This is a genomic window from Paracoccus sp. BR5-17 (assembly GCF_055693925.1).
In genome coordinates, this window is the sequence record NZ_JBVFUV010000003.1 from 2,295,714 (window position 1) to 2,322,054 (window position 26,341).

Below are 26,341 nucleotides of genomic sequence, written 5' to 3' on the forward strand. Positions count from 1 at the left end.
CAGGGGGTCCGGGGGACATGACGTCCCCCGGCCTAGCGGGGCGTCACGCCGCGGATGCGCTCGGACCGGCGGCGCAGCAACTCAACCGTCGTCAGCAGCGCGATGGAAAAGATCACCAGCAGCGTCGCCACCGCCAGGATCGCCGGGCTGATCTGTTCGCGGATGCCGTTCCACATCTGGCGCGGGATGGTCTGCTGCTCGGGCCCGGCGATGAACAGCACCGCCACCACCTCGTCGAACGAGGTCACGAAGGCGAACAGCGCGCCCGAGATCACCCCGGGCAGGATCAGCGGCATGGTCACCCGGAAGAAGGTCGTCCTGGGATTGGCCCCCAGCGACGCCGCCGCCCGGTTCAGCGACTGGTCGAAGCCCACCAGCGTCGCGGTCACGGTGATGATGACGAAGGGGATGCCCAGGGTGGCATGGGCCAGGATCACGCCCGCATAGGTGCCCGCCAGCCGCCCGCAATCGGTGGGCAGGCCCAGCAGGCCCAGAAGTTCGCAGGGGTTGGAATAGAAGAAGAACATCCCCGTGGCCGTGATGATCAGCGGCACGATCATGGGCGAGATCAGGATCGCCATGATCGCCCGGCGGAAGGGCATCTCGGGCCGCGACAGCCCCAGCGCCGCCAGTGTCCCCAGCACGGTCGCCAGCAGCGTCGAGAACACCCCGATGATGATCGAGTTCTTGGCCGCCCGGACCCAGTGCGCGTTGTTCCAGGCGTCCGACCAGAAAGCCCAGCCCGTGGCGTCGGGGTTCTGCATCCCGAAGGTCAGCAGGCTTTCATACCAGCGGGTGCTGTAGCCTTCGGGATCGAAGGACAGCATCCGGTCGGTGAAGGTGAAATAGGGCTCGGCGTTGAAGGACAGCGGGATGATCACCAGGATCGGCGCGATCAGGAAGAAGAAGATCAGCCCGCAGATCACCAGATAGGCGTAATGCCAGACGCGCTCCAGCGGCGTTGCATAGGTCGGAACGGCCATGGATCACCCCAGCTTCAGGTTGTCGATGCCGACCATGCGGTCATAGACCCAGTACAGCAGCAGCACCGCGGCCAGAAGCAGCGCGGCAAGCGCCGCCGCCATCGACCAGTTCAGCGTGTCGGTCATGTGCATGGCGATCATGTTGGAAATCAGCTGGCCCGACGATCCGCCGACCAGCGCCGGCGTGATGTAGTATCCGACCGCCAGGATGAAGACCAGCATCGCCCCCGCGCCCAGCCCCGGCAGCGTCTGCGGGAAGTAGACCCGGCGGAAGGCGGTCCAGCTGGTCGCGCCCAGCGACCGCGCTGCGCGGACATAGGACGGGTTGATGGTGCGCATCACGGAATACAGCGGCAGGATCATGAAGGGCAGCAGGATATGCGTCATGGCGATGATCGTGCCGGTCTGGTTGTAGATCATCTGCAGGCGCCCGTCCGGGCCGATCACCCCCAGCCACACCAGGATGTCGTTGATGACGCCCTGCTGCTGCAGCAGCACCATCCAGCTTGTGGTCCTCACCAGCAGCGAGGTCCAGAAGGGCAGCAGGACCAGGATCATCAGCAGGTTCGACCTGCGCATCGGCAGCGTCGCCAGCAGATGCGCGACGGGAAAGCCCAGCACGAAGGTGATGCCGGTAATCAGCAGCGACAGCCAGAAGGTTCGCATGAACAGCATGACATAGACCCGCTGCCCTTCCTCGACCTGCTGGATGCTGCCGTCCTCGGCCCGCGTGCGGTCCAGGGCCGCCAGGTAGAAGTTGCCGGTGATCGGCGCCGATGCATCGCGCATCGCGCTCCACAGCCGGGGGTCTGCCCAGTCCTCGTCGATCTCCAGCAGGGCGGCCTGATAGGGCGGCTCGATCCCGCGGCGCACCTGCCTGCCGGTCGAGGTGAACAGCGACCGCGTCCCCGGCACGTCGTAGTTAATGCGCGTGCCCACCACGCCGATGGAGCGCGCCTCGGCCGCGGCCTGAAGGTCGGTCGCCAGCGCGGTCCAGGCAGCCTCGTCGGGCGGGGTGCCGCGCGGGTTCTCGGCAAACCATTGGGACAGCTGCGGCATGTTGGCGGAAAAGCCGTCGTTGTAGAAGGACCGCTGCAGCATCTGCCCGATCGGCACCACGAAGGTCACCAGGATGAAGGCCAGCAGCGGCAGCACAAGCAGAAAGGCGCGGCGCCGCGCCATCGACTGCGACCGCGCCAGCGCGCGCGCCAGCGGCCTGCCGTCGGCGGTCCGCAAGGCGCCGTCGGTCAGGCCGGTGGCTGTCGTGGCAATCGCTGCGTGCGGATCAAGGGCGTTGGCCATGTCTTCCTCGGACGTCTTTGCGCCCCCCGCATCCGGCGGGGCGGCAGTGCTTTCGGATCAGCTAGCCAGCCAGCTGTTGAACCGTTCGGTCAGTTCGGCGTCGTGGTCGGCCCAGAACCCCGCATCGTTGACCAGGGCGCGCTCGGCGTTCTGGGGGGTGGTCGGCAGATAGGGCGCCATTTCGGTGGTGCCGTCGCGATAGGTGCCGACGCTGGCGGCCGCGGACTTTCGCGGCGGGCCGTAGGCGATGTATTTCGACAGATCCGCCTGCCGCGCCGGATCCGAGGCGAAGGCGATGAACTGCATCGCCAGGTCCCTGTTGGGCGCGCCCATCGGCACCACCCAGTAATCCATGTCCAGGTTCGCGCCGTCCCAGACGAAGGCGAAGGGCCTGCCCTCGTCCACAATGGCGTCGAAGATCCGGCCGTTATAGGCCAGCGTCATCGACACCTCGTTGTCGGCCAGAAGCTGCGGCGCCTGGGCGCCGGCTTCCCACCACACCACCTGATCCTTGATGCTGTCCAGCTTGGCGAAGGCGCGGTCCACGCCTTCGGGCGTCGAAAGGACCTCGTAGACCTGGTCGGGCGGCACGCCGTCGCCCAGAAGGGCGAACTCGAGCGCGTATTTCGGGCGCTTGATGATGCCACGCTTGCCCGGGAACCGCTGGGTGTCGAAGAAATCCGCCACCGTGGTGGGCGCGCCGTCCGGGAAGGCTTCGGTATTGTAGGCGATGACCGTGGACCACACCATGATCGCCGTGGCGCATTCGTGCAGCGCCTGGGGCAGGTAATCCTCGGTCGCGGGGGTGCCGTCGGCGGCCGCGGGCAGAAGCGCCGGGTCGATCGGCTCGATCAGCCCCTCGTCGCACAGCCGCAGCACGTCCGACTGCTCGACGTCGAAGACATCGCTGGTGACGTTGCCGGCCTCGACCTGGGCCTTCAGCGTCGCGGGCGGGTTGTCGTTGTCCACCATCGTCGTCTGGATGCCGGTTTCGGCGGTGAAGGGCTTGGCGAAGGCCTCGTTCACGGCGGCCCCGAAGGCGCCGCCATAGGTGGTGATGGCGATCGGCCCCTCCTGCGCCTGGGCCGCTGCCCCGGCGATCAGCGCCAGTGCCGTTCCTGCGATCAGTCGTCTGGTCATGGTTGTGTCTCTCGAAGCCGTGGCGGGTGGCGGCGTCCGGTCAGGACGCGGCCAGCCAGCTGTTGAAGCGCTCGGTCATCTCGGCGTCGCGGTCGGCCCAGAATTCGGGGTCGTCCACGACGGCCGTGGTCAGATGCTCTGGCTGGGTGGGCATGTGCGGGGCCATTTCGGTGGTGCCGTCCTGATACATGCCGACCAGCGGCGCCGAGGACTGGCGCGCCGGGCCATAGGCGATGTACTTGGCCTGGTCCGCCAGCGGCTGGGTGCCGGTGGCGAACTTGACGTATTCGACGGCGGCTTCCGGATTGGGGGCGTCCTTGGGCACCACGAAGGCGTTGATTTCCAGATACTGGCCGTCCCAGATCACCTCGAAGGGCTTGCCCTCGCCCACCATGGCGTCGAAGATCCGGCCGTTGTAGACCGTGGTCATCACCACCTCGCCGTCGGCCAGCAGCTGCATCGGCTGCGCGCCGGCCTCCCACCAGATGACGTCGTCCTTGATCGTGTCCAGCTTGGCGAAGGCCCGGTCCACGCCTTCCGGGGTGTCCAGCACGTCATAGACCTGGTCGGCCGGGACGCCGTCGGCGATCAGCGCCAGATACAGCGTCCGCTTGGGCGACTTGGGAAGGCCGCGCTTGCCCGGAAAGCGGTCGGTGTCGAAGAAGTCCGCGACGGTCGCGGGGGCCTCGTCCGGGAACTTCGTCTTGTCGTAGCCGATCACCGTGCCCCAGACGATGTTGCCCACCGCGCAGTCCGTCAGCGACCCTTCGACGAAATCCTCGGCGGCGGGGGTGCCGTCGGCGCCCGCGGGCAGATCGGCGGGATCGAACTCCATCAGCGCGCCTTCGTCGCACAGCCGGATCGCGTCGGCCATCGCCAGGTCGAAGACATCGCCCGTGACGTTGCGCGCCTCGACCTGCGCCTTCAGCGGGGTGGCAGGGTCATCGGCGGCGATCATGTTGGCCTTGATGCCGGTCGCCTCGGTAAAGGGCTTGTTGTAGGCCTCGACCTGGCTGACCTCGTAGGCGCCGCCCCAGGAGACGACGTTGACCTCTTGCGCGGCGGCCGGAAGCGACATGCCGATCAGCGCCGTTGACAGAACCAGAGTGGTTTTCACGTTTACTCTCCCATTGACGACTGGGGCCGTTGCCCCTTGCTCTTGGCCCGGTGGGGCATCGGGCGGGCGGCGTTCCGCCCGCCCTGGTCGGCTCAGCTGGCCAGCCAGCTGTTGAACCGCTCGTTCAGCTCGGCATCGCGGTCCACCCAGAACTCCAGGTCCGATCCAAGCGCGTTGGTCAGGTTGGCCTCGGTGGTGGGCAGGTGGGGGCCCATCGGCGTGTCGGTGCCCTCGATGTTGCCGACAAGCGCGGCCGCCGAACGGCGCGGGGGACCGTAGCTGATGAATTCGGCCGCGCGGGCCTGCGGCGCGGGCGATGTCGTCCAGGCCACGAACTTCAGCGCATCCTCGAGGTTTTCGGCGCCCTTCGGGATGACCCAGCCTTCCATTTCGTAGATCTGGCCGTCCCAGATGATCTGGAAGGGCTTGCCCTCGGCCTGCGCGGCGTTGAAGATCCGGCCGTTGAAGGCATAGGCCATGGTCACTTCGCCATCGGCCAGCAGTTGCGGCGGCTGGGCGCCCGCTTCCCACCAGATCACGTCGTCCTTGATGCTGTCCAGCTTCGCGAAGGCGCGGTCCACGCCCTCGGGCGTGCCCAGGACCTCATAGACCTCGGCGGCGGGGACGCCATCGGCCATCAGCGCCAGTTCAAGGTTGAACTTCGCGCCCTTGCGCATGGTCCGCTTGCCCGGGAACTTCTCGAGGTCGAAGAAGTCGGCGGGTGTCGCGGGCTTGGCATCGGGGAACTTGCTGTCGTCGAAGGCCAGGACCATCGAATAGACGTCGGTCGCCACGAAGCAGTCCGTGATCGCGCCTTCGATGAAATCCTCGGTCGCGGGGGTGCCGTCCTCGGCGGGGACCAGGATCGCCGGGTCGATCTCCTCGAGCAGGCCTTCATCGCACAGCCGCACCGCATCGGCATATTCGACCGAGGCCACGTCGGTGGTGACATTGCCGGCCTCGACCATCGCCTTGATCGGGGTGGCGGGGTTGTCGGCATCGGCGATGTTCACCTTGATGCCCGTCTCGGCCTCGAAGGGCTTGGCATAGGCTTCCAGGTGGCTGTTCCCATAGGCCCCGCCCCAGGACAGCAGGTTCACGTCGGCCAGAACGGGCGAGGCGATCAGGCCAAGCGCGGTGGTCAGGGCAAGCGTCTTTCTCATCTATCACTCCAACTGCAGGGACATGCGGCATTCGCCGTCGTTCGTGGGCCGGCGGCGGCTTCAGACCGGGTCAAGCGCCCGGGCATCCGCCGGATGCCAGCCGACCTTGATCTGCTGGCCCGGCTCCAGCCGGGTCTGGCCGATCGTGTTGCGCATCTTCATGACGAAGTCATCGCTGCCCGCGACCTTCAGGCGCGCGCGCAGGATGTCGCCCATGTAGATGACCTCGCAGACCTCGGCGCCGATCATGTGGGCCCCGGGGGGCATCATCTCGGGCTTGAACTCGACCCGTTCGGGGCGGACCGACACCAGCACCTGCTGGCCCTTCTGGCGCACGTTGACGGGCGTGGCGTCGATCACCTCGCCAGTCTGCAGGCGGACCAGCGCCCGGTCGTCCGACAGATCCTCGATCACGCCGGGCAGCTTGTTGTTCTCGCCGATGAACTGGGCCACGAAGCTGTTCTCGGGCCGCTCGTAGAGATCGGCGGGCGCGGCAAGCTGCTGGATGCGGCCGTCGTTGAAGACCGCCACGCGGTCCGACATGGTCAGCGCCTCGCCCTGGTCGTGGGTGACATAGACCACCGTGATTCCAAGGCGATGATGCAGGTGCTTGATCTCGAACTGCATGTGTTCGCGCAACTGCTTGTCCAGCGCACCCAGCGGTTCGTCCATCAGCACCAGCTCGGGGTCGAAGACCAGCGCGCGGGCAAGCGCGATGCGCTGCTGCTGGCCGCCCGACAGCTGCGCGGGACGGCGGTTGGCGAAGCTGCCCATCTGCACCATGTCCAGCGCGCGGGCGATGCGGGCCTCACGGTCGGCCCTGGACATGCCGCGCACCTCCAGCGGGAAGGACAGGTTCTCGCCCACCGTCATGTGCGGGAACAGCGCATAGTTCTGAAACACCATGCCGATGCCGCGCTTGTGGGGGGGAACCTGGTTGATCGGGCGCCCGGCCAGACGGATCTCACCATGAGTCGCGGTCTCGAAGCCGGCAAGCATCATCAGGCAGGTGGTCTTGCCCGATCCCGACGGGCCCAGCATGGTCAGGAACTCTCCCTTCCCGATGGACAGGTTCAGATCCTTGACGACAAGCGTCTGGCCGTCATAGCTTTTCTGCACATGCTCGAAGGCGACGAAAGCATCGCCGCGGCGGTCGTCCAGCAAAAGGCGCTCTCCCTCAGTTCTGTTTTCGTTGTTCAGCGCGCCTTCACGTTAGCCGCGTCATCGGCGCCCGCGCAACACCGTTTGCGACATTTCTTGGCGCCAGAAGGTCGCTTCCATGCCGGTGCCCCGCAAGCCCGGGATTTGGGCATCGCGGCCCGCAGGACAGGCAGCCGTGCCCGGGCTTGTGCCCGCGGACCCCCGCGGCTAGCGTCGCGGCCGACCCGAATCCGGCCGCCCGCGCCGCCACCTGCCAAGGACGCGCGTCCTTCGCCCGAACCGAAGGACCGCCATGCTGGAAGCCGCGCTGTTGTTCGCCGCCGCATTCTTCGGCGGGATGCTGAACGCCGTCGCCGGGGGCGGCACCTTCATCACCTTTCCGGCACTGGTCTTCGTGGGCATCCCCCCCGTCACCGCCAACGCCACCAGCACCATCGCCGCCCTGCCCGGCTACCTGTCGGCGGCGATCGCCTTTCGCAGCGACATCCGCCGCATCCGGGACGCGCCCTTCGCCCGGCTGACGGTCTGGACCATGATCGGCGGCGCGGTGGGCAGCGGGCTGCTGCTGGTCAGTTCGAACAAGGCCTTCTCGGTCCTGGTGCCCTTCCTGCTGCTGGCCGCCACCCTGGTCTTCTACCGCGCCGAGGACGTGCGCCGCATGGCGTCGCGCTGGCGGTCGGTGGTCAAGCCCTTCGGGCTGGGCATCCTGCTGCCGGTCGCGGTCTATGGCGGCTATTTCAACGGCGGCCTGGGGATCATCCTTCTGGCCGTCTTCGCGATGTGGGGCATGACCGACCTGCACGCGATGAACGGGCTGAAATGCTGGCTGTCCTTCGCGCTGTCGCTGATCGCCTTCGCCATCTTCGCCGTGGGCGGGGCGGTGGCCTGGGGACCGGCGGCGCTGATGGCCGTGGCCACGATCATCGGCGGCTATGCCGGCGCGCCGGTGGCCCGGCTTATCCCGCGCGACAGGCTGCGCCTGCTGATCGCCGTCGTGGGCTTCGGCATGACGGCGATCTTTTTCTGGCGTCTCATCCAAGGAGCATGAGCATGAACGACATCAAGCGTATCGAGACCGGCCCGCGCATGAGCCAGGCGGTGATCGCCAACGGCATCGTCTGGCTGGCGGGCCAGGTGGGCGAGGCGGGCGCGTCGGTGCCCGACCAGACCCGGGCGGTGCTGGAACAGGTGGACCGCCTGCTGGCCCAGGCCGGCACCGACAAGACGCGCATCGTGTCGGCCCAGGTCTGGCTGGCCGACATGGCCGATTTTGCGGAAATGAACGCCGTCTGGGACCAGTGGGTGCCGCAGGGCCACAGCCCCGCCCGCGCCACCGGCGAGGCGAAGCTGGCCACCCCCGACTACAAGGTCGAGGTGATCGTCACCGCCGTCCTGTGACCGCGCCCAGGACCGATCGGGCGGCGCGCAGGCCCGGCGCCTCGCCCCCCTTGCCCAGCCGGTCCAGGGTCAGATCCATGGCGTCCAGCTGGGCCTGGCGCGCGGCCGGGTCGTTCAGCAGCCGCAGCAGCGCTTGCGCCATCGGGCCGGGCCGGCAGTCGCGGCCCAGGAACTCGGGCACCGCGCGCGTGTCGCTGACTAGGTTGACCAGCGTCACCGTGTCGGTCCTGAGAAGCATCCCCACCAGCACCCGGCTGAGCGGCGCCATGTCGTAGCCGATCACCATGGGCACCCGGTTGGCCGCCAGATCCAGGCTGACGGTGCCCGACGCCGCCAGCGCCAGATCGGCGGCAGCGAAGGCCGCGCGCTTGCCGTCGGCGTCCTCGACCACAAGGGGCGGGACCGGCCATTGCGCGGTCTGGCGACGGACGCGGGCGGCGACATCCCGCACCGTCGGCAGCACCACCTGCAGGTCGGGGACCTGCCGGCGCAGGTCGTTCAGCGCTTGGCCGAAGCGGGGCAGAAGACGGCCGACCTCTCCGCCTCGGGATCCGGGCAGGCAAAGCAGGATGGGGCTCTCGGGCGGGATGGCATGGTCGGCGCGAAACAGCGCGGCCTCGTCCGGGCCGGCGACGCGGGCGGTGGCGATGGGGTGGCCCACGAAGTCGCAGGTCATGCCGGCCGCCTGCATCAGCGGCGGCTCGAAGGGCAGGATGGCCAGGACGTGATCGACCACCTCGGCCATTTTCAGGGCCCGCCCCGGCCGCCAGGCCCAGACCGAGGGCGCGACGTAATGGATCACCCGCAGGTCAGGGCGCTGCGCCCGCGCCGCCCGGGCCACGCGCAGGCAGAAGTCCGGGCTGTCGATGCCGATCAGGGCGTCGGGATTCTCGGCCACCACACGGGCCGCGGTCTCCAGGATGCGGCGCCTCAGGTGGCGGTATTTCGGCAGCACCTCCCAGATGCCCATGACGCTCAGTTCCGCCATGGGAAAAATGCTCTCCAAGCCTTGGGCGGCCATCGCCTCGCCCCCGATCCCGACGAAGCCGGCGCCGGGCGCCAGCTCGCGCAGCCCGCCCATCAGCACCCCGCCCAGCTGGTCGCCCGAAGGTTCGCCCGCGATCAGGAAGAACTTCATGCGCCGCGCTCCGCTGCTGAGGCCCTTGGGTATTTGGGCAAAGAAGAAGCCGGTTTCTTCTTTGTCTAAATACCCGAAGGCGACATCGCCCACAAAAACAACCCCGCCGCTTCCGCGCGACGAATGGCCTCGGTCCGGTCCAGCAGGATCACGCCGCCGGCTTGCCAGGCGATCCCGGCCAGCCCCGCCTCGGCCGCCTGGGTGACGCTGTCGGGCCCCAGTGTCGGCAGGTCGATACGCATGTCCTGCCCGGGCTTCGGAGCCTTGTAGAAGACGCCCCTGGCGCCCTTGGGATCGGGACGCAGCCCGCCATGACGGCGCGCGAAGTCCAGCATCGCCGCGGTGCCCGGCAGCGTCTCGATGGCAAGGCACTGGCCCTGCGCCACCACGTTGCCCTGCCCCACGTCCAAAGGCCCCAGGGCCGCATGGATCCGCGCGGCCCGCGCCGCGTCGCGGCGGTCGGCGGCCGAAGGCTCGCCCGCCAGCACGCCCTCGGAGGGGATCAGGTCGGGCGCGACCTCCGCGACCGAGGCGATGGCCAGGCCATGATCCTCGAACACCTCCAGCACCGCGCGCAGCGCGCCGTCGTCGCCCGACTGCATCGCCATCATGATGCGCGGCACAAGCTGGGCGGTCCGGGTGTCGAACAGTTCGGGATCCAGGCGCGGGCGGCGGATCGCCCCGGCAAAGACCACCCGTGAGACGTCCTGATCCGCCAGGCTCTCCAGGAAGGGCACCAGCCGTTCCAGACGGAAGGGCCGGGCCTGCACGCTGTCGGGCACGAAGCCGTCCAAGGCAAAGACCAGCGGCGCCTCGAGCGCGGCGGCGACGGCGGGGGCTAGGGCGCCCTCGCCCGCGATGACGGCTGTCCTGGTCATCGGGTGCTGCTCATGCGGGCTTGGGGGTCAGGAAGCTGCGTTCGGTCGGCCCCAGGATGAAGTCCAGGACATCGCGCACCATGCCGGTCGCGCCCCCCTCGGCCATCTGCCGGGCCCGGTCGCGAAAGCTGCCGCCGCCCAGCCGGTCCAGCATCTCCCGCAGGTCGTGGATGTCGGCGCGGCTGGCGCCCCGGCGCTTGAGTCCCACCAGGTTCAGACCGTCCAGATGCCCGCGCGGCCCCTGCACCAGCCCGTAGGGGATCACGTCCGCCGTCACCATCGTCACCGCCCCGATCATCGCCCCGCGTCCGATCCGCACCCACTGATGCACCCCCGACAGCCCGCCGATGATGACGTCGTCATCCAGGTGGCAATGCCCGGCCAGCGAGGCGTTGTTGACCAGGATCACGCGGTCGCCCAGCTGGCAGTCATGGCCGACATGGCAGCCGGCCATGAACAGCCCGTCATTGCCCACGCGCGTCACGCCCCCGCCGCCCTGCGTGCCGGGGTTCATGGTGACGTATTCGCGGATGCGGTTGCGGGCGCCGATTTCCAGCCGCACGTCCTCGCCCCTGAATTTCAGATCCTGCGGCACCTCGCCGATCGAGGCGAAGGGAAACACCACCGTGCCCTCGCCGATCGTGGTGTCGCCGGCGATGGCGACGTGGGATTTCAGTTCCACCCCATCGCCCAGCCGCACCCTGGGGCCGATCACGCAGAAGGGCCCGATCCGCACGCCGTCGCCGATCCGGGCGCCGCTCTCGATCACGGCCGAAGGGTGGATCAGGCTGTCAGCCATCGGTTTTCAGCGCCATCATGGCCGTGAACTCGGCCGAGGCGCAAAGCTGGCCGTCGACAAGGGCGCGGCCCTCGAACTTCCAGATCTTGCCGCCGCCGCGCAGCGCCCGGCAGTGCAGTTCCAGCATGTCGCCCGGCACCACCATGCGGCGGAACTTGCACTTGTCGATGCCCATGAAATAGGTCGCCAGGGGCTTGTCGATGATGTTCATGCTGACGCCCACGATCACCGCCGAGGTCTGGGCCATCGCCTCGACGATGGTGACGCCCGGCATCACGGGTTCTTCCGGGAAATGGCCCTGGAAATGCGGCTCGTTGCAGGTGACCATCTTGATGCCGACGCCGCTTTCGTGGGGGACGATGTCGCGCACCTTGTCGATGAACAGGAACGGATAGCGGTGCGGGATGATGCGCTTGATCAGCGCCAGATCGGCCTGGGCACTGGGGGCGGTCGCGCGCGTTTCTTCGGCCATGGTCGTTCCTTCGGGAGGTTTTTCCCCGGTTAGCAACGCGGTCGGCCATTGGCAAGCGCCCTGCCCCGAACGGCTCAGGCGGTGGGCGCCACCCTGCCGGGCCGGCCCTCGCGCAGCCAGCCGGTCAGGATCAGCCCGGACACGAGGACCAGCCAAGCCCAGCCAGGTAGAAGCGGACGCCGTTCCAGCCCGGTGACCGAGGCGGCCTCGCGCGGGGTGATGGCGATCCAGTCGCCCAAGGCGGCCGCGCCGTGGGCATCGCGGCCCGGCGCGACGGTCCGCAGGTCGGGGACGCCTTCCGCCAGCGCGACCACCCCGCCCCCCGTGGCCTGAACCAGGGGCGCCAGGGCCGAGGCATCGGCCACGGTCTGCTCGAACTCACGCGGTGCCGCGGGGCCGATCGCCAGCACCCGGCGCAGGTCGCCGTCCTGCAGGCGGTAAAGCCCCGGTTCGGGCGCCGTCCAGTCGGCGGTGAAGCGGCCCGGGCCCGTCTCGGTCAGCGGCACCTCCTCGGTCTGGCCGTCGGGGCGGGTCACGACCAGCGGGCCGGCGCCGTCGCCCATCGTGCGGCGGGTGAAGCGCACCGCCAGATCGCCCGAGACATCGGCCAGAAGGGCCTCCTCCTCAAGCTCGGGCTCCTTCATCGACCAGTGGGCGATGCGGCGCAGCAACTCGAGTTGCGGGCCGCCGCCCTCGAAGCCGCGGCCCCAGAGCCAGACCTGGTCCGAGGTCAGCAGCGCCACACGCCCCTCGCCCACGCGGTCCAGGATCAGCAGCGGCTCGTCGTCGATGCCTGCCATCGCCACCTGCGCCCCGGCGTCCGGCGTCACCGTGGACATCCGCAGCCAGCGGCCCCAGGACGCCTCCTCGCCTTCGGATCCGGGCAGGCCGGCGGTGACGGGATGGCGCTGCCCGTCCTCGGTCAGGCGCGGCCGGAAGGGTTCCTCCAGGACGCGGCCGGTCGGCCGGGCGGGCAGGATGCGGCCCAGGGGCGACAGATACAGGCTTTCGACGCCGGCCATCTCGGGCCCGGCCGAGACCAGGATCGCGCCGCCTTCCTCGACATAGCGCGCGATGTTGGCATAATAGTCGGGCGGCAGGATCCCGCGGACGCTGTAGCGGTCGAAGATGATGAGGTCGAAGTCGCCGATCCGCTCCATGAACAGTTCCTGGGTGGGAAAGGCGATCAGCGACAGTTCGTTGACCGGCACGCCGTCGGACTTGTCGGGCGGGCGCAGGATGGTGAAGTGGATCAGGTCCACCGCCGCATCCGACTTCAGCAGGTTGCGCCAGGTCCGCTCGCCCGCGTGCGGCTCGCCCGAGACCAGCAGGACGCGCAGCCGGTCGCGCACGCCGTTGATGCTGACGGCGGCCGAGTTGTTGCGGTCGGTCAGTTCGGCCGCCTCGGGCGCCGCGACGGCGGGCGCGTCGAAGCCGATCTGCACGACGTTCTGGCCGGCGTGGTCCAGCACCAGGGGCAGGCTGATCGGCTGGCCTAGCGGCACCGCCACGACCTGCTCGTCCTCGCCGTCCAGCGACAGCCGCAGGTTCACGGAACCGGTCTGCGCCTCGGGCGGGACGGCGCCCTGATCCTCGACCCGCAGGCGGATGGTCACCTCCTGGTCGATCAGGCCGAAGGCGGGCGCCTCCTCGATCACCAGGCGGCGGTCCCAGTCCTGGGGGCGGCCCGTCAGCAGGATATGGACCGGGGCAGGGACCGCTTCTGGCAGCATGGCCGGATCGTGCAGGCGCCCGTCCGTCACCGCGATCACGCCCGCAAGCCGCGCCTCGGGTTCGGCGGCGATGGCGCGGGCGATTTCGGTGGCCAGAAGCGTGCCGTCGTCGGCATCGCCCACCGTCACGCGGCGCAGCTCGGTGTTGGGCAGCGCGGTGATCTGGCGGGTCATGGCCTCGACCGCCGCGTCGGTCTGCGCGGCCCGTTCGGGCAGGGTCTGGCTGGCGGACCGGTCGTCAAGCAGGATCACGATGTCGGAAAGGCCCGCGCGGCTGCCGATCTCGATGGCGGGGCCGGCAAGGGCCAGGGCGGCGGCAAGCCCGGCCAGCCCCCGCCAGGCCCAGCCGCGCAGCCCGCGCCACAGCGCGAGGCCCGCCACCAGCAGCGCCAGCACAGCCAGCGCGGCGATGGCCCACCAGGGCAGCAGCGGGTCGAAGCGAAGCTGGGTCATGGGCCAAGCATCTCCTCGGTCCGCATCCGGTCCAGCAGGGCCGGCACATGGACCTGGTCGGATTTGTAGTTGCCCGTCAGCACATACATGATGAGGTTCACGCCGAACCTGAAGGCCATCTCTCGCTGCATCTCGCCTTCCCAGCCGCCGCCGATGGGGAACGTGGGAAAGCCGCTGTCGTCCACCGCCCAGGCCTCGGCCCAGGAATTGCCGCCGATCACCACCGGGCTGACGCCGTCGTTCAGCTGGCGGAAGGGCACGCCCTCGGCGGCTTCGGCCCCGGCGGGGGGCGCCTCCAGCCAGACCGGGTTGCCCTGCCAGCGGCCGGGAAAATCGGACAGCAGATAGAAGCTGCGGGTCAGCACGTGATCGTCGGGGACCGGGGCCAGCGGCGGGATTTCCAGCGGCGCGGCCAGGGCCTGCAGGGCCTGGGACATGTCCGGCCCGCCCACGCCGGTCACGTCGCCGTCGCGGGTGTCGAACAGGATCATCCCGCCCGAGCGCAGGAAATGGTTCAGCCGCACATAGGCCTGCGGCGAGGGCGCGGGCTGGCTGTCGGTGATCGGCCAGTAGAGAAAGGTCAGCACCGACAGGTCGTCCCGGTCCAGGTCGATGCCCACCGGTTCGCCGGGCTCGACCGAGGTGCGCTGCGCCAGCAGCCTCGACAGCCCGCTCAGACCCTCGCGTGAGGTGGTGTCGATGCGCTCGTCGCCGGTGATGACATAGGCAAGCGCCACCTCGTTGGCGGCGCGGACCAGATCGGGGTCCACCTCCTGGGCCTGTGCGGGCGGCGCGGGCTGGACCAGCAGCGCCAGCAGCAGCGCCGCGGCGGCGGCGGCGCGTCCGCCCCGCGCCAGCAGCGCCGAGCCCGCCGCGTCAAGGGCCAGGATCAGCGCCGCAAGGGCCAGAAGCGCCCCCTTGAGGTCGCGCCCGCCGGTGGCGCCGGCAGCCTCGACCGTGGCGCCGGGCCAGTCGGCCAGGACCAGCGGCCCGCCCGCGTTCAGCGCCGCCCGCCGGTCCCCGGCGGCATAGATGCCCGCCGGGCGTTCCGGTCCGGGCCCAAGCGCCAGATCGGCGGCCGGCACCGGGGCAAGCCCTTCGGCGGGCGAGGCGCGGCCGAAGCCGTCGAGGACCGTTTCCGGTGTCCAGAACGGCTGGTCGCGGTCGTCGGCGGCTTCCTCGGTCGGGGTGACGCGGGCCGTCTGCACCAGCCGGTCCAGCATCTCGACGAACAGGCCCGAGATCGGCAGGTTCGACCATTCCGCATTGGCGGTGACGTGGAACAGCACGACCTGCCCCTGGCCCAGGCGGTCGCGGGTCACAAGCGGCGTGTTGTCCGACAGCGAGGCCAGCGTCCTGTCGGCCAGATCGGGCGCGGGCTGTGCCATCAACTGGGCGCGGACCGCGACATCCTCGGGCGGGGTCAGCCCCGCAAAGACCCCGTCGGCGGCGAAGGGCGCGATGCCGCGCGGGTCGCCCCAAGACAGCGCGCCGCCGATGTCGCGCCCGCCCTGGCGCAGCGCCACGGGGATCAGCGGTTCGTCCTGAAGCCCCTCGAACGCGGCCATGCGCGGCCCGGCAAAGCGGATCAGCAGGCCGCCGTCCCGGACCCAGGCGGCAAGGTCGTCCGCCTCGGCCAGATCCACCTGGTCGGCCAGAACGATCACGTCGGGCGCGGTGTTCAGCACGTCGCCCAGGCCACCCTCGACAAGGTCCGTCGTCGGGGCAAGGGCACGGCGCAGGTAGTGAAGCTGGGACAGCAGCTGCTGTCCCTCGGCTTGGCGGTCGGCCTCGCCCACAAGCGCCACCTTGCGCCGCTTCACCCGGTCGTCGGCCAGCACCACCGCGCCGGCGTGGGATTCGCCCTCGATCTGGAATCGGGTGATGCGGTTGCGCAGTTCGGGCGGCAGGTCGATCGCGGTCGGGCGGGTCGTGACGCCGGCGGCCGCGGCCGCTTCGCCCGGCGTCAGGCGCGCCAGTTCGCGTTCGACGCCCTGCGGGTCGGGGCCGATGGCCAGGACCGCCGGCGCGGCATCGTCGGTCGCCGACAGGGTCAGCGAGGGTGTGTCGCCCGCGTGCAGCGACAGCGACCGCAGGGGGCGGGCGGGGGGGACGACCGTCACGGGGCCGCGCTGCGCCAGGGCGGCCAGCCAGGCAGAGCGGTTCGGATGATCCAGCCCGTCGGCAATCCACAGCGTCGCAAGCCGCCCCTCGGGCGCATTGACCAGGGCCGCCGCAGGATCGTCGGGAAGGCCGGTGGGCCAGGGGGCGGGTTGCGCGGCCCGCAGCCCGGCCAGCAGGCTGTCGGCAGGCGCGAAGGGCAAGGCGCCCGGTGCAGCCCGCCCGTCGGCCAGCAGCAGTGCGGCGGGGCGGCCTTCGGCTGCGGCCTGGGTCAGGGCGGATTCGGCGCGGGTCAGCCGGGCGGGCCAGTCGGGCGCAGCGGCCCAGCCGGCATCCAGCACCACCAGCAGGGGACCGCCGTGCCCCGACGCCGCCACGGGCCGCCAGCTTGGGCCGGCGAAGGCCAGGATCAGCGCGGCCACGGCGGCCAGCCGCAGCAGCAGCAGCCACCAGGGGGTGCGCCGCGCGACCGGTACGCGGTCCACCAGCCCGCGCAGCAGCGCGACGCCCGGAAAGGCCACCAGCCGCGGCGCGGGCGGCAGGGCGCGCAGGATCACCCACAGGACCGGCAGCGCGATCAGCGCGGTCAGCACCCAGGGCGCCGCGAAGCCTATGGGTCCCAGCATCAGCATCAGTCGGCAAGCACCTGATAAAGCCAGCTCAGCGCGGCGGCGGGGGGATGGGCGGTGGCGTGGTGGCCGAACTGCCAGCCGGCGCCGGCGGCCTGCTGGCGCAGCCAGTCGCGGCGTTCGGCCAGTCGGGCCAGGTAGGCCTCGCGCAGGCCGCCGGCGTCGCGGCTGTCGTGCCGGATAGCGCCGGACAGCGACCGGAACAGGACCGCGCCGGACCAGGGAAACACCTCCTCGTCGGGGTCGAGGACCTGCATCAGCACGCCCTTCACGCCGATCCCCGCGGCGCGGGACAGAAGCGCCTGCACCCAGGCCGGATCGTCCAGGAAGTCCGACAGGATCACCAGCCGCTGGTTGGGCCGCAGCACATCCGCCGAAGGCGCGTCGCCGTCGCCCCGCCCGCGGGTCATCGCGGCGATCTGTTCGGCAAGCCGGTCCGCCTGCACCCGGCCCGCCCGCGCCGGCTGGCCCAGCAGCCCCACCTTCTCGCCCCCGCGCAGCAGGACCATCGCCAGGGCCAGCGCCAGCAGTTGCGCGCGCTCGCCCTTGGGGGGCGGTCGGGCGCGCCGGCATAGGCCATCCCCTGCCCCGCCGAGATCCACAAGCCCACCGCCTGGGCGGTCTGCGCCTCGCGGTCGCGCACGAACTGGGTGTCGGACCGCGCCGACCTGCGCCAGTCGATCGACCGCGCGGTATCCCCGGGTCCTGCGGGACGGTACTGCCAGAAATCCTCGCCCGGTCCGCCGCGGCGCAGCCCGTGCGCCCCGGGCGCGATCATCGCCGCCAGACGTTCGGCAGACAGGATCAGCGCGGGCAGGTGCCCGCTTGCCGTCTGCGCGCGGGCGCGAAGATCGGCGGCAGACGCGGTCATGCCGCCTGGCGCGCCCCGAGGCGGTCTTCCAGCAGCCGCCCGATCACGCCGTCCACCGTCTCGCCCCGCGCGCGGGCGGCGAAGGACAGCGCCATGCGGTGCCGCAGCACCGGCGCGGCCATCGCCTCGACATCCTCGAGGCTGGGGGCGAAGCGGCCGTTCAGCACCGCCCGCGCCCGCGTCACCATCATCAGCGCCTGCGCGGCCCGCGGTCCCGGCCCCCAGATCAGGCTGTCGCCCAGGAAGCCCGCGGTTTCGGCACTGCCGGGACGGCAGGACCGGACCAGATCCAGGATCGCCTCGACCACGCCCTCGCCCACCGGCATCTGGCGGATCAGGCGCTGCGCGGCGATCAGGCCGTCGGCGTCGAAGGCGGCATGGGCGCGCGCGTCCTCGACCCCGGTGGTGGCCATCAGGATCCGCCGTTCGGTGTCGCGGTCGGGATAGTCCACGTCGATCTGCAGCAGGAAACGGTCAAGCTGCGCCTCGGGCAGCGGATAGGTGCCTTCCTGCTCGATCGGGTTCTGCGTGGCCAGGACGTGGAACGGCCGGCCCAGGGGGCGGTGCTGGCCGCTGATCGTCACCTCGCGTTCCTGCATCGCCTGCAGCAGCGCGGACTGCGTGCGGGGGCTGGCGCGGTTGATCTCGTCGGCCATCAGAAGCTGGGTGAAGACCGGCCCCTCGATGAAACGGAAGGCGCGGCTGCCGTCGGGCAGGACGTCCAGAACCTCGGATCCCAGGATGTCGGCGGGCATCAGGTCGGGGGTGAACTGGATCCGCTGGCTGCCCAGGCCCAGGACCGTGGACAGCGTATCGACCAGCATGGTCTTGCCCAGACCTGGCTGGCCGACCAGCAGCGCGTGGCCCCCCGACAGGATCGCCGCCAGGACCTGTTCAACAATCTGGTGCTGGCCGACGAAGCGCCGTTCGATGCTGGCGCGGGCGTCGGCAAGGACTTGCCCCAGCTGTTCGACCTGCGCGACCAGAATATCATCCGAAGCCATGACAACGCTCCTCGACTGCTCTAGAACCGGACCATAAGGGGATAACCGAAAGGCGACTACAAGGAATGCCAGATCGCGGTGACAAAGCTGTGAGCGCCGAGGGCCTTGCCGCAGCGGCAAGCAAGGCGGGCAAGCGGGGGCTTCCGCCCGTGCATCTGTGGGATCCGCCCTTCTGCGGCGACTTGGACATGGAGATCCGCGCCGACGGCACCTGGTTCCACGAGGGCACGCCGATCGGCCGGCCGGCGATGGTGCGGCTGTTTTCCACCATCCTCAAGCGCGAGGGCGACCGCTTCTTCCTGGTGACTCCCGTTGAAAAGGTTGGCATCCGCGTGGCGGACGCCCCTTCGTCGCCGTGGATGCCGAGATCGGGCCCGACGCCGTGACCTTCACCACCAATGTCGGCGACAGCGTCACCGCGGGCCCGGACCACCCGATCATCCTGCGCGGCGACGCGGCCGAACCCCGGCCCTATGTCCATGTCCGGTCCGGCCTCGAGGCGCTGATCGACCGCAAGACCTTCTACCGCCTTGCCGACGCCGCCACCCAGGAAGGCGGCCGCACCGGGATCCGGTCCGGGGGCGTGTTTTTCCCGCTGGAGCCCTGATGCCCCGCTTTGCCGCGAACCTGACGATGCTGTTCACCGAACTGCCCATGCTGGACCGATTCGCCGCCGCGGCGGATGCGGGCTTCGCGGGGGCCGAGATCCTGTTTCCCTACGACCTCGCCGCCCGCGACCTGTCGCGCGCCGCCATCGCCGCCGGGCTGGACTTCGTGCTGATGAACACCCCGCCCCCCAACTGGGCGGGCGGCCCGCGCGGCTTCGCGGCCGAGCCGGGGCGCGAGGAGCGGTTCCGCAGCGACTTCGACCGAGCCCTGCGCTTTGCCGAGGCGCTGCGCGCGCGCCACATCCACATCATGGCGGGCTATGCCCAGGGCCCCGAGGCCCGCGACACCTTCCTGGCGAACCTGTCCTGGGCCGCCGCCCGCGCGCCCCATGTCAGCCTGACGATCGAGCCGCTGAACCCCAAGGACCAGCCCGGCTATTTCCTGGCCGACTTCGACCTGGCCGCGGACCTGATCGCCCAGGTCGCCGCCCCGAACCTGGGGCTGCAATACGACAGCTACCACGCCCATCTCATCACCGGCGACGCGATGGCCGTCTGGCGCCGGCACGCGGCCATCATCCGCCACATCCAGATCGCCGGCGTTCCCGGCCGGCATGAGCCCAAGGGCGGAATGATCGACTATCCGGGCTTTTTCGCGGCCCTGGACCGCTGGGGCTACAAGGGCTGGGTCAGCGCGGAATACGACCCCGCCACGCTGACCATGCAGGGCCTGGACTGGCTGCCGCGCCCCGCCGCCGGGGGTCCGTCGGGGGAACCGCCCCTGCACGATCGCGTTACCGCTGTGACGCCGTCCGGAACAGCCGGATCCAAAGCGTGATCAACAGCGGAGCTTCCCATGAATTCCATCATCTATATCGTCGGCCTGGTGGTCATCGTCCTGTTCATCCTGTCCTTCCTGGGGCTTCGCTGAGCTTCGGCGGGTTGCGGGCCGAACCCGCCTTCGCCGCAGCCCGTTCACGGGCGTGATCGTCCCCGCCTGACAGACTGGCGCGCGGAAAGGGCCGCATCCCGGGCAGGCTCGCATCGCGGGGTGTCGGCTACGCCGCACGGCATTGCAGACCCGGCCAGGACACCCGTCGCCCCGCGGCGGGTTTCCGGTTTCGGCGCCTGGGGCCGCGCCAGTTTTCGTCTGGTGTTTTGGCCTGCGATTGTTTAGGGCGGCCGCAAATCGAAAAGGTCGCCCATGGACATCCGCAACATCGCCATCATCGCTCACGTTGACCACGGCAAAACAACGCTGGTGGACCAGCTGCTGCGCCAGTCGGGGTCCTTCCGCGAGAACCAGGCCGTCGCCGAGCGGGCGATGGACAGCAACGACATCGAACGCGAACGCGGCATCACCATCCTGGCCAAGGCGACAAGCGTCGAATGGAAGGGCACCCGCATCAACATCGTGGACACCCCCGGCCACGCCGATTTCGGCGGCGAGGTCGAACGCATCCTGTCGATGGTCGATGGCGTCTGCCTGCTGGTCGATGCCGCCGAGGGGCCGATGCCGCAGACCAAGTTCGTGACCTCGAAGGCGCTGGCCCTGGGCCTGCGCCCGATCGTCGTCCTGAACAAGGTGGACAAGCCCGCCGCCGAACCCGACAACGCGCTGAACGACGTGTTCGACCTGTTCGCCAACCTTGGCGCCAGCGACGAGCAGCTGGACTTTCCCCATGTCTATGCCTCGGGGATCGGCGGCTGGGCGGATGCGACGCTGGACGGCCCGCGCAAGGACATGTCGGCGCTGTTCGACCTGATCCTGTCGCACGTCCCGCCTCCGAAACAGATCGCGCGCATGGACGAGCCCTTCCAGATGCTGGCGACCACGCTCAGCGCCGACCCGTTCCTGGGCCGGCTGCTGACCGGCCGGGTCGAGGCCGGCCGCGCCCGAGCGGGTGACACGCTGAAGGCGCTGTCGCGTGACGGCGAGCGGATCGAGCAGTTCCGCATCAGCAAGGTGCTGGCCTTCCGCGGCCTGAACCAGACCACCATCGACGAGGCGCAGGCGGGCGACATCGTCACCCTGGCCGGCATGTCCAAGGCGACCGTGGCCGACACGCTCTGCGCGCTGGAGGTGGACACCGCCCTGCCCGCCCAGCCCATCGACCCGCCCACCATCAGCGTGACCTTCGGCATCAACGACAGCCCGCTGGCCGGGCAGGACGGCAAGAAGGTCCAGTCCCGCGTCATCCGCGAGCGCCTGATGCGCGAGGCCGAGGTGAACGTCGCCATCAAGGTCGAGGACACGCCGGGCGGCGACGCCTTCGTGGTCTCGGGGCGCGGCGAACTGCAGATGGGCGTGCTGATCGAGAACATGCGCCGCGAGGGGTTCGAGCTGTCCATCAGCCGCCCCCGCGTCATCTTCCGCGACGAGGACGGCCAGCGGCTGGAGCCGGTCGAGGAAGTCATCATCGACGTGGACGACGACTATACCGGCGTGGTGATCGAAAAGCTGACCGGCGACCGCAAGGGCGAGATGGTGGACATGCGCCCGGCAGGCCATGGCAAGACCCGGATCGTCGCCCATGTGCCGTCGCGCGGGCTGATCGGATACCACGGCGAATTCATGACCGACACCCGCGGCAACGGCGTGCTGAACCGCATCTTCCACGGCTGGACCCCCTACAAGGGTCCGATCCAGGGCCGCCGGCAGGGCGTTCTCATCAGCATGGAGGACGGGGTGTCGGTGGCCTATGCGCTGTGGAACCTCGAGGATCGCGGCAAGATGTTCATCGGCGCGCAGGAACAGCTTTATCAGGGCATGATCATCGGCGAACATTCCCGCGACAACGATCTGGAAGTGAACCCGCTGAAGGGCAAGAAGCTGACCAACGTCCGCGCCTCGGGCACCGACGAGGCCGTGCGCCTGACGCCCCCGGTCCGTATGTCGCTGGAAGAAGCCATCGCCTATATCAACGACGATGAGCTGGTCGAGGTGACGCCCAAGAACATCCGCCTGCGCAAGCGCCATCTGGACCCCCACGAGCGCAAGCGCCAGGCCCGCGCCGAAGGCTAGGGCGCGACCTGACGATTTGGCGATCTTCGCGGCGGTCCCGCGGCTTGGTAATGTCGTTGCGGGACCGGTCGACTCGTGCGCCGGATCGTGGGGAACACGCCCGGCGGCCGGGGCTGGATGCGACCCGTTGCGAAAGCGGCCGGCCTGTCGCCAAGGGATCGTCCGGCAGGGGGCCGGTCGATCGTCCCGTGCCTTGTTGTTCAGGATCCGACGATGAGCAGACAGGACACCATCATGACCGGGCTGGGGCTGCACGGTCAGGCCGTGGCCGCAATCATCGAGATGACCGAGGCCTCGGGTCGGGGAGAGCCGGATCTGGATCAGGTGGCCAGCCGGATCGGCGTTCCGTGCGAGGAACTGGCGCGGATCTTTCCCGACAAGGAAAGCCTGATCGTCGCCGTGATCCAGCAGGCCCTGGTCAGGTTGATGGATACCTGCACCAAGGCGGTGGTGAAGGTCGATCCCGATGATGCGGTCGGCCAGTTCCTGTCCCTGGGCAAGGCCTATGTCCGCTGGGCCGCGGATCATCCCGTCCAGTTCCGCATGATCGCCAGCCACCCGACGCTGAACGTGGTGCGGGTTCCCGACCTGCGCCGTTACCTGGATCTCGATGACCGACCTGATGACGCGGATGCTGGAACGGGCGCGCGACGCCGGGCGCCTGCGCAGCGACGAGGACATCCCCATGCTGGTGCTGTCGTCGCGTGTCTTCGCCTACGGGCTGGCCCACATGATCGTCGAAGGGCGGTCCGAAACCTGGCTGCCCGGCCGCACCCCACTGGAGGCGGCGGAACAGGCCCTGTCGGATTTCGTCCGCCGGATCGCCCGGGCGACCATCAAGACCCCGCGCCGCCGCGGCTGAACCCCGGCGGCCCGGCACATTGAACGAATGCCTTTAAGCCAGACCTGTCGTCGCGGCAGATTGCCGGTCCGGGCTTAACCGGATCTTCAGATCGCCGTGCCAGTCTGGCACCAGGGGCCCGGCCTGTCCCACAAGGACCTGTCGCGGCCAGTGGGGACGCGCAGCGCACTGCCGTTCCCCGGCTGCGGCGGATCTGGGGTTCCGCCGCAGCCACCGCCTCTCCGTGACGGACGGGCGGGCTTTTCCCTTTCGGTCGCAGGCACCTTGGGCTATCTGACGCCCAGGCCGCAGCAGACGAAAGACGAGGCACCGTGACCGACTACATCATCAGGGACATCTCGCTGGCCGATTACGGCCGCAAGGAACTGGACATCGCCGAAACGGAAATGCCCGGCCTGATGGCATTGCGGGCAGAATACGGCGCGGCCAGGCCGCTGGCGGGCGCGCGCATCGCCGGCAGCCTGCACATGACGATCCAGACCGCCGTGCTGATCGAGACGCTAACCGCCTTGGGCGCAAGCGTCCGCTGGGCGTCCTGCAACATCTATTCGACCCAGGACCACGCCGCCGCCGCCATCGCCGCGACCGGCGTTCCGGTCTTTGCCATCAAGGGCGAGACGCTGGCCGAATACTGGGCCTATACCGACCGCATCTTCCAGTTCGCCGAAGGCACGGCCAACATGATCCTGGACGACGGGGGCGACGCCTCGATGTATGTCCTTCTGGGCGCCCGGGTCGAGGCGGGAGAGACCGGCCTGATCGACCTGCCCACCAGCGAGGAGGAGGAGGCGCTGTTCGCGCAGATCAAGAAGCGCATGGCCGAAACGCCCGGCTGGTTCACCCGTCAGCGCGACGCCATCAAGGGCGTCTCCGAGGAAACCACCACCGGGGTCCACCGCCTGTATGACCTGCACAAGCGCGGACTGCTGCCCTTCCCGGCGATCAACGTGAACGACAGCGTCACCAAGTCGAAATTCGACAACAAGTACGGCTGCAAGGAATCGCTGGTGGACGGCATCCGCCGCGCCACCGACACGATGATGGCGGGCAAGGTGGCGGTCGTCTGCGGCTATGGCGACGTGGGCAAGGGTTCGGCGGCCTCGCTGCGCGGCGCGGGCGCCCGCGTCAAGGTGACCGAGGTCGATCCGATCTGCGCCCTGCAGGCCGCCATGGACGGCTACGAGGTCGTGCTGCTGGAGGACGTGGCCGCCACCGCCGACATCTTCGTGACCACCACCGGCAACCGCGACGTCATCCGCATCGAGCATATGCGCCAGATGAAGGACATGGCGATCGTCGGCAATATCGGCCATTTCGACAACGAAATCCAGGTCGCCGCCCTGCGCAACCACAAATGGACCAACATCAAGGACCAGGTGGACATGATCGAGATGCCCTCGGGCAACCGCATCATCCTGCTGAGCCAGGGCCGGTTGCTGAACCTGGGCAACGCCACCGGCCATCCGTCCTTCGTGATGTCGGCCAGCTTCACCAACCAGGTGCTGGCCCAGATCGAATTGTGGACCAAGGGCGACGACTATGCGCCCGGCGTCTATATCCTGCCGAAGGCGCTGGACGAGAAGGTGGCGCGGCTGCATCTGGACAAGGTGGGGGCGAAGCTGACACAACTGTCGCGCGAACAGGCCGACTATATCGGCGTGGCACCCGAAGGCCCCTTCAAGTCAGATCACTATCGGTACTGATCCATGGAATATTCGCTGTTCACCTCGGAATCCGTGTCCGAAGGCCATCCCGACAAGATCGCCGACCAAATTTCCGACGCGATCCTGGACGCCATCCTGGCCGAGGATCCGCGCGCCCGCGTCGCCTGCGAAACCATGGTCAAGACCGGCGTCGCCATCATCTCGGGCGAGATCTCGACCGATGCCTGGGTCGATCTCGAATCCATCGTGCGGGGCGTCATCAACGACATCGGCTATACCTCGTCGAATGTCGGCTTCGACGGCTCGACCTGTTCGGTCATCAACATCATCGGCAAGCAGTCGCCCGAGATCAACCAGGGCGTGGACCGCGGCAATCTCGAAGATCAGGGCGCGGGCGATCAGGGGCTGATGTTCGGCTATGCCTCGGACGAGACCGACGTGCTGATGCCGGCGCCGATCACCTATGCGCACCGGCTGGTGGAACGGCAGGCGGCGGTGCGTCGCGACGGCACGCTGAAATGGCTGCGCCCGGACGCAAAGTCCCAGGTCACCCTGCGCTACGGCGCCGATGGCCGCCCCGAGGGCATCGACGCGGTGGTGCTGTCCACCCAGCACAACCCGGAAATCACCTTGTCCGACCTGCGCGAGGCGGTGATCGAGGAAATCATCAAGCCGGTCCTGCCGGCCGAATGGCTGTCGGACGCGACCAAGTATTTCATCAACCCGACCGGCAAGTTCGTGATCGGCGGGCCGGTGGGCGACTGCGGGCTGACCGGGCGCAAGATCATCGTGGACAGCTATGGCGGCATGGCGCGGCATGGCGGCGGCGCGTTTTCGGGCAAGGATCCCTCGAAGGTAGACCGTTCGGCGGCCTATGCGGGCCGCTGGGTCGCCAAGAACATCGTGGCGGCAGGTCTTGCCAGCCGCTGCGAGATCCAGGTCAGCTATGCCATCGGCGAGGCGCAGCCCACCTCGATCAGCCTGAACACCTTCGGCACCGAAACCGTGCCTCACGACCGGATCGTGGCGGCGGTGCGCGAGGTCTTCGACCTGCGCCCCTTCGCCATCATCCGCGACCTGGACCTGCTGCACCCGATCTATCGCCCCACCGCCACCTACGGCCATTTCGGGCGGCAGCCCTATCAGCTGAACCGCGGCACGGCCTTCAGCTGGGAAAAGACCGACCGGGCCGAGGCGCTGAAGGCGGCGTTGACCTGAAGGCGCGCGCCCTTATCCCAAACCCGCGGGGGTGGGATCCTATCCCACCCTTGCGCCGGGCGTTCCGTAAAGCGCCTTGGCGCGGTTCTCGAAGGCGCGCACGATCCGCAGCATCGCCTCGTGGAACACCACGCCGATCAGCTTTTGCAGGATCATGTTCCTGAACTCGAAATCGACGAAGAAATCGACATGGCAGCCGCCCTCGGGGCGGTCGGTGAAGGTCCAGCCGCTGCGCATGTACTTGAACGGACCGTCCAGGTATTCGGTGTCGATCTTCAATGCCCCGCTTTCGCGATCGGCGGGCCACAGCACCACCCGGCTGCCGAAGCGTTCGCGGAACACCTTGAAGCTGATGACCAGATCGGCCTCGATCTCCTCGGCGCCATCGGGGCGGGTCTCGCGCGACCGGATGCGGGCGGCGCTGTTCCAGGGCAGGAACTGCGGATAGCTTTCGACATCGGCCACCAGATCGAACATCTGCCGGGCGCTGTAGGGAAGGTCGCGGGAATCCTGATGATGGGGCAAGGCGGTCTCGCAGGGTTCGGTCTTGAAGGACGACCCGCTCTCTGATCGAGTCGCCCCGATCTAGCAGGAGGGCACCA

24 protein-coding genes and 1 pseudogene are annotated in these 26,341 nt (G+C 69.2%); 8 read left to right on the forward strand and 17 right to left on the reverse strand.

Going from position 1 to position 26,341, the window contains the following annotated elements; translation table 11 throughout:
- Window positions 1–32: 32 nt before the first annotated feature.
- The 6 genes from ACZ1HC_RS12895 to ACZ1HC_RS12920 all read right to left on the reverse strand — a co-directional run bounded on the left by ACZ1HC_RS12895 (window position 33) and on the right by ACZ1HC_RS12920 (window position 6,869).
- Window positions 33–983 carry an ABC transporter permease gene (locus tag ACZ1HC_RS12895; protein WP_472700342.1) on the reverse strand — a complete coding sequence of 317 codons (951 nt, stop codon included), beginning with the start codon at window positions 981–983 and terminating at the stop codon, window positions 33–35.
- A gap of 3 nt (window positions 984–986) precedes the next feature.
- Window positions 987–2,285, reverse strand: coding sequence for an ABC transporter permease (locus ACZ1HC_RS12900; protein ID WP_472700343.1), 1,299 nt, complete (start codon window positions 2,283–2,285; stop codon window positions 987–989).
- 57 nt (window positions 2,286–2,342) lie between these two features.
- A complete protein-coding gene (locus ACZ1HC_RS12905; RefSeq protein WP_472700344.1) occupies window positions 2,343–3,425 on the reverse strand; it encodes an ABC transporter substrate-binding protein in 1,083 nt (360 codons plus the stop codon).
- Window positions 3,426–3,465: 40 nt separating this feature from the next.
- Entirely contained in the window at window positions 3,466–4,542 is a 1,077-nt protein-coding gene (locus ACZ1HC_RS12910) for an ABC transporter substrate-binding protein (RefSeq protein ID WP_472700345.1), read from the reverse strand.
- Window positions 4,543–4,634: 92 nt separating this feature from the next.
- Window positions 4,635–5,705, reverse strand: coding sequence for an ABC transporter substrate-binding protein (locus tag ACZ1HC_RS12915; protein ID WP_472700346.1), 1,071 nt, complete (start codon window positions 5,703–5,705; stop codon window positions 4,635–4,637).
- A 60-nt stretch (window positions 5,706–5,765) separates the two neighbouring features.
- Window positions 5,766–6,869 (reverse strand): ABC transporter ATP-binding protein, encoded by a 1,104-nt coding sequence (locus tag ACZ1HC_RS12920; RefSeq protein ID WP_472700347.1) that lies wholly within the window; start codon window positions 6,867–6,869, stop codon window positions 5,766–5,768.
- Between the two features lie 289 nt (window positions 6,870–7,158).
- Here ACZ1HC_RS12920 and ACZ1HC_RS12925 point away from each other — a divergent pair, with 289 nt between their 5' ends.
- Together ACZ1HC_RS12925 and ACZ1HC_RS12930 are read left to right on the forward strand one after the other, a co-directional pair.
- On the forward strand, window positions 7,159–7,914 hold the full coding sequence (locus tag ACZ1HC_RS12925; RefSeq protein ID WP_472700348.1) for a sulfite exporter TauE/SafE family protein: 756 nt from the start codon (window positions 7,159–7,161) through the stop codon (window positions 7,912–7,914).
- Between the two features lie 2 nt (window positions 7,915–7,916).
- Window positions 7,917–8,264, forward strand: a complete 348-nt coding sequence (locus ACZ1HC_RS12930; RefSeq protein WP_472700349.1) for a RidA family protein — start codon at window positions 7,917–7,919, stop codon at window positions 8,262–8,264.
- On the opposite strand, the gene lpxB is transcribed toward ACZ1HC_RS12930, so the two are convergent.
- From lpxB to ACZ1HC_RS12975, 9 genes are all read right to left on the reverse strand, one after another.
- On the reverse strand, window positions 8,248–9,402 hold the full coding sequence (gene lpxB, locus ACZ1HC_RS12935) for a lipid-A-disaccharide synthase (protein WP_472700350.1): 1,155 nt from the start codon (window positions 9,400–9,402) through the stop codon (window positions 8,248–8,250). The two genes, ACZ1HC_RS12930 and lpxB, sit on opposite strands and share 17 nt — an antisense overlap.
- A gap of 65 nt (window positions 9,403–9,467) precedes the next feature.
- Entirely contained in the window at window positions 9,468–10,280 is an 813-nt protein-coding gene (locus tag ACZ1HC_RS12940; protein WP_472700351.1) for an LpxI family protein, read from the reverse strand.
- A 10-nt stretch (window positions 10,281–10,290) separates the two neighbouring features.
- The gene (lpxA, locus tag ACZ1HC_RS12945; protein WP_472700352.1) at window positions 10,291–11,079 is read right to left on the reverse strand and encodes an acyl-ACP--UDP-N-acetylglucosamine O-acyltransferase; all 789 of its coding nucleotides are present in this window, start codon (window positions 11,077–11,079) and stop codon (window positions 10,291–10,293) included.
- Window positions 11,072–11,551, reverse strand: a complete 480-nt coding sequence (fabZ, locus tag ACZ1HC_RS12950; protein WP_472700353.1) for a 3-hydroxyacyl-ACP dehydratase FabZ — start codon at window positions 11,549–11,551, stop codon at window positions 11,072–11,074. Before fabZ ends, lpxA begins: the two co-directional genes overlap by 8 nt.
- A 74-nt stretch (window positions 11,552–11,625) precedes the next feature.
- Window positions 11,626–13,737: a hypothetical protein gene (locus ACZ1HC_RS12955; protein WP_472700354.1), complete on the reverse strand. Its 2,112-nt coding sequence runs from the start codon at window positions 13,735–13,737 to the stop codon at window positions 11,626–11,628.
- A complete protein-coding gene (locus tag ACZ1HC_RS12960) occupies window positions 13,734–16,490 on the reverse strand; it encodes a DUF4159 domain-containing protein (protein ID WP_472700355.1) in 2,757 nt (918 codons plus the stop codon). The genes ACZ1HC_RS12955 and ACZ1HC_RS12960 overlap by 4 nt, the downstream gene beginning before the upstream one ends.
- Window positions 16,490–16,996 (reverse strand): hypothetical protein, encoded by a 507-nt coding sequence (locus ACZ1HC_RS12965; protein WP_472700356.1) that lies wholly within the window; start codon window positions 16,994–16,996, stop codon window positions 16,490–16,492. The genes ACZ1HC_RS12960 and ACZ1HC_RS12965 overlap by 1 nt, the downstream gene beginning before the upstream one ends.
- Entirely contained in the window at window positions 16,894–17,358 is a 465-nt protein-coding gene (locus ACZ1HC_RS12970) for a DUF58 domain-containing protein (RefSeq protein ID WP_472700357.1), read from the reverse strand. Before ACZ1HC_RS12970 ends, ACZ1HC_RS12965 begins: the two co-directional genes overlap by 103 nt.
- Window positions 17,355–18,362, reverse strand: coding sequence for an AAA family ATPase (locus tag ACZ1HC_RS12975; RefSeq protein ID WP_472700358.1), 1,008 nt, complete (start codon window positions 18,360–18,362; stop codon window positions 17,355–17,357). The genes ACZ1HC_RS12970 and ACZ1HC_RS12975 overlap by 4 nt, the downstream gene beginning before the upstream one ends.
- Before the next feature lie 65 nt (window positions 18,363–18,427).
- On the opposite strand from ACZ1HC_RS12975, the pseudogene ACZ1HC_RS12980 reads away from it, so the two are divergent.
- The 3 genes and pseudogenes from ACZ1HC_RS12980 to typA all read left to right on the forward strand — a co-directional run bounded on the left by ACZ1HC_RS12980 (window position 18,428) and on the right by typA (window position 21,995).
- Window positions 18,428–18,969: pseudogene (locus ACZ1HC_RS12980) on the forward strand (DUF1285 domain-containing protein).
- Window positions 18,969–19,808 carry a hydroxypyruvate isomerase family protein gene (locus ACZ1HC_RS12985; protein WP_472700359.1) on the forward strand — a complete coding sequence of 280 codons (840 nt, stop codon included), beginning with the start codon at window positions 18,969–18,971 and terminating at the stop codon, window positions 19,806–19,808. Before ACZ1HC_RS12980 ends, ACZ1HC_RS12985 begins: the two are co-directional and overlap by 1 nt.
- Before the next feature lie 366 nt (window positions 19,809–20,174).
- Window positions 20,175–21,995 carry a translational GTPase TypA gene (gene typA, locus ACZ1HC_RS12990; RefSeq protein WP_472700360.1) on the forward strand — a complete coding sequence of 607 codons (1,821 nt, stop codon included), beginning with the start codon at window positions 20,175–20,177 and terminating at the stop codon, window positions 21,993–21,995.
- Between the two features lie 320 nt (window positions 21,996–22,315).
- On the opposite strand, the gene ACZ1HC_RS12995 is transcribed toward typA, so the two are convergent.
- Complete coding sequence (locus ACZ1HC_RS12995; protein WP_472700361.1) at window positions 22,316–22,495, reverse strand: hypothetical protein; 180 nt, start codon at window positions 22,493–22,495, stop codon at window positions 22,316–22,318.
- Window positions 22,496–22,605: 110 nt separating this feature from the next.
- Here ACZ1HC_RS12995 and ACZ1HC_RS13000 point away from each other — a divergent pair, with 110 nt between their 5' ends.
- The 3 genes from ACZ1HC_RS13000 to metK all read left to right on the forward strand — a co-directional run bounded on the left by ACZ1HC_RS13000 (window position 22,606) and on the right by metK (window position 25,739).
- Complete coding sequence (locus tag ACZ1HC_RS13000) at window positions 22,606–22,857, forward strand: hypothetical protein (RefSeq protein ID WP_472700362.1); 252 nt, start codon at window positions 22,606–22,608, stop codon at window positions 22,855–22,857.
- A gap of 311 nt (window positions 22,858–23,168) precedes the next feature.
- Complete coding sequence (gene ahcY / locus ACZ1HC_RS13005) at window positions 23,169–24,560, forward strand: adenosylhomocysteinase (protein WP_472700363.1); 1,392 nt, start codon at window positions 23,169–23,171, stop codon at window positions 24,558–24,560.
- A gap of 3 nt (window positions 24,561–24,563) precedes the next feature.
- On the forward strand, window positions 24,564–25,739 hold the full coding sequence (gene metK / locus ACZ1HC_RS13010; protein WP_472700364.1) for a methionine adenosyltransferase: 1,176 nt from the start codon (window positions 24,564–24,566) through the stop codon (window positions 25,737–25,739).
- A 39-nt stretch (window positions 25,740–25,778) separates the two neighbouring features.
- Here metK and ACZ1HC_RS13015 read toward each other — a convergent pair whose 3' ends face one another.
- On the reverse strand, window positions 25,779–26,264 hold the full coding sequence (locus tag ACZ1HC_RS13015) for a type II toxin-antitoxin system RatA family toxin (RefSeq protein ID WP_472700365.1): 486 nt from the start codon (window positions 26,262–26,264) through the stop codon (window positions 25,779–25,781).
- Between the last annotated feature and the right edge of the window lie 77 nt (window positions 26,265–26,341).

Bases quoted from the DNA above. Each gene is read 5' to 3' on its own strand.
- ACZ1HC_RS12895 (WP_472700342.1), bottom strand. From the start codon at position 983: ATGGCCGTTCCGACCTATGCAACGCCGCTGGAGCGCGTCTGGCATTAC.
- ACZ1HC_RS12900 (WP_472700343.1), bottom strand. From the start codon at position 2,285: ATGGCCAACGCCCTTGATCCGCACGCAGCGATTGCCACGACAGCCACC.
- ACZ1HC_RS12905 (WP_472700344.1), bottom strand. From the start codon at position 3,425: ATGACCAGACGACTGATCGCAGGAACGGCACTGGCGCTGATCGCCGGG.
- ACZ1HC_RS12915 (WP_472700346.1), bottom strand. From the start codon at position 5,705: ATGAGAAAGACGCTTGCCCTGACCACCGCGCTTGGCCTGATCGCCTCG.
- ACZ1HC_RS12925 (WP_472700348.1), top strand. From the start codon at position 7,159: ATGCTGGAAGCCGCGCTGTTGTTCGCCGCCGCATTCTTCGGCGGGATG.
- ACZ1HC_RS12930 (WP_472700349.1), top strand. From the start codon at position 7,917: ATGAACGACATCAAGCGTATCGAGACCGGCCCGCGCATGAGCCAGGCG.
- lpxB (WP_472700350.1), bottom strand. From the start codon at position 9,402: ATGAAGTTCTTCCTGATCGCGGGCGAACCTTCGGGCGACCAGCTGGGC.
- ACZ1HC_RS12940 (WP_472700351.1), bottom strand. From the start codon at position 10,280: ATGACCAGGACAGCCGTCATCGCGGGCGAGGGCGCCCTAGCCCCCGCC.
- lpxA (WP_472700352.1), bottom strand. From the start codon at position 11,079: ATGGCTGACAGCCTGATCCACCCTTCGGCCGTGATCGAGAGCGGCGCC.
- fabZ (WP_472700353.1), bottom strand. From the start codon at position 11,551: ATGGCCGAAGAAACGCGCGCGACCGCCCCCAGTGCCCAGGCCGATCTG.
- ACZ1HC_RS12955 (WP_472700354.1), bottom strand. From the start codon at position 13,737: ATGACCCAGCTTCGCTTCGACCCGCTGCTGCCCTGGTGGGCCATCGCC.
- ACZ1HC_RS12960 (WP_472700355.1), bottom strand. From the start codon at position 16,490: ATGCTGATGCTGGGACCCATAGGCTTCGCGGCGCCCTGGGTGCTGACC.
- ACZ1HC_RS12965 (WP_472700356.1), bottom strand. From the start codon at position 16,996: ATGGTCCTGCTGCGCGGGGGCGAGAAGGTGGGGCTGCTGGGCCAGCCG.
- ACZ1HC_RS12970 (WP_472700357.1), bottom strand. From the start codon at position 17,358: ATGACCGCGTCTGCCGCCGATCTTCGCGCCCGCGCGCAGACGGCAAGC.
- ACZ1HC_RS12975 (WP_472700358.1), bottom strand. From the start codon at position 18,362: ATGGCTTCGGATGATATTCTGGTCGCGCAGGTCGAACAGCTGGGGCAA.
- ACZ1HC_RS12985 (WP_472700359.1), top strand. From the start codon at position 18,969: ATGCCCCGCTTTGCCGCGAACCTGACGATGCTGTTCACCGAACTGCCC.
- typA (WP_472700360.1), top strand. From the start codon at position 20,175: ATGGACATCCGCAACATCGCCATCATCGCTCACGTTGACCACGGCAAA.
- ACZ1HC_RS13000 (WP_472700362.1), top strand. From the start codon at position 22,606: ATGACCGACCTGATGACGCGGATGCTGGAACGGGCGCGCGACGCCGGG.
- metK (WP_472700364.1), top strand. From the start codon at position 24,564: ATGGAATATTCGCTGTTCACCTCGGAATCCGTGTCCGAAGGCCATCCC.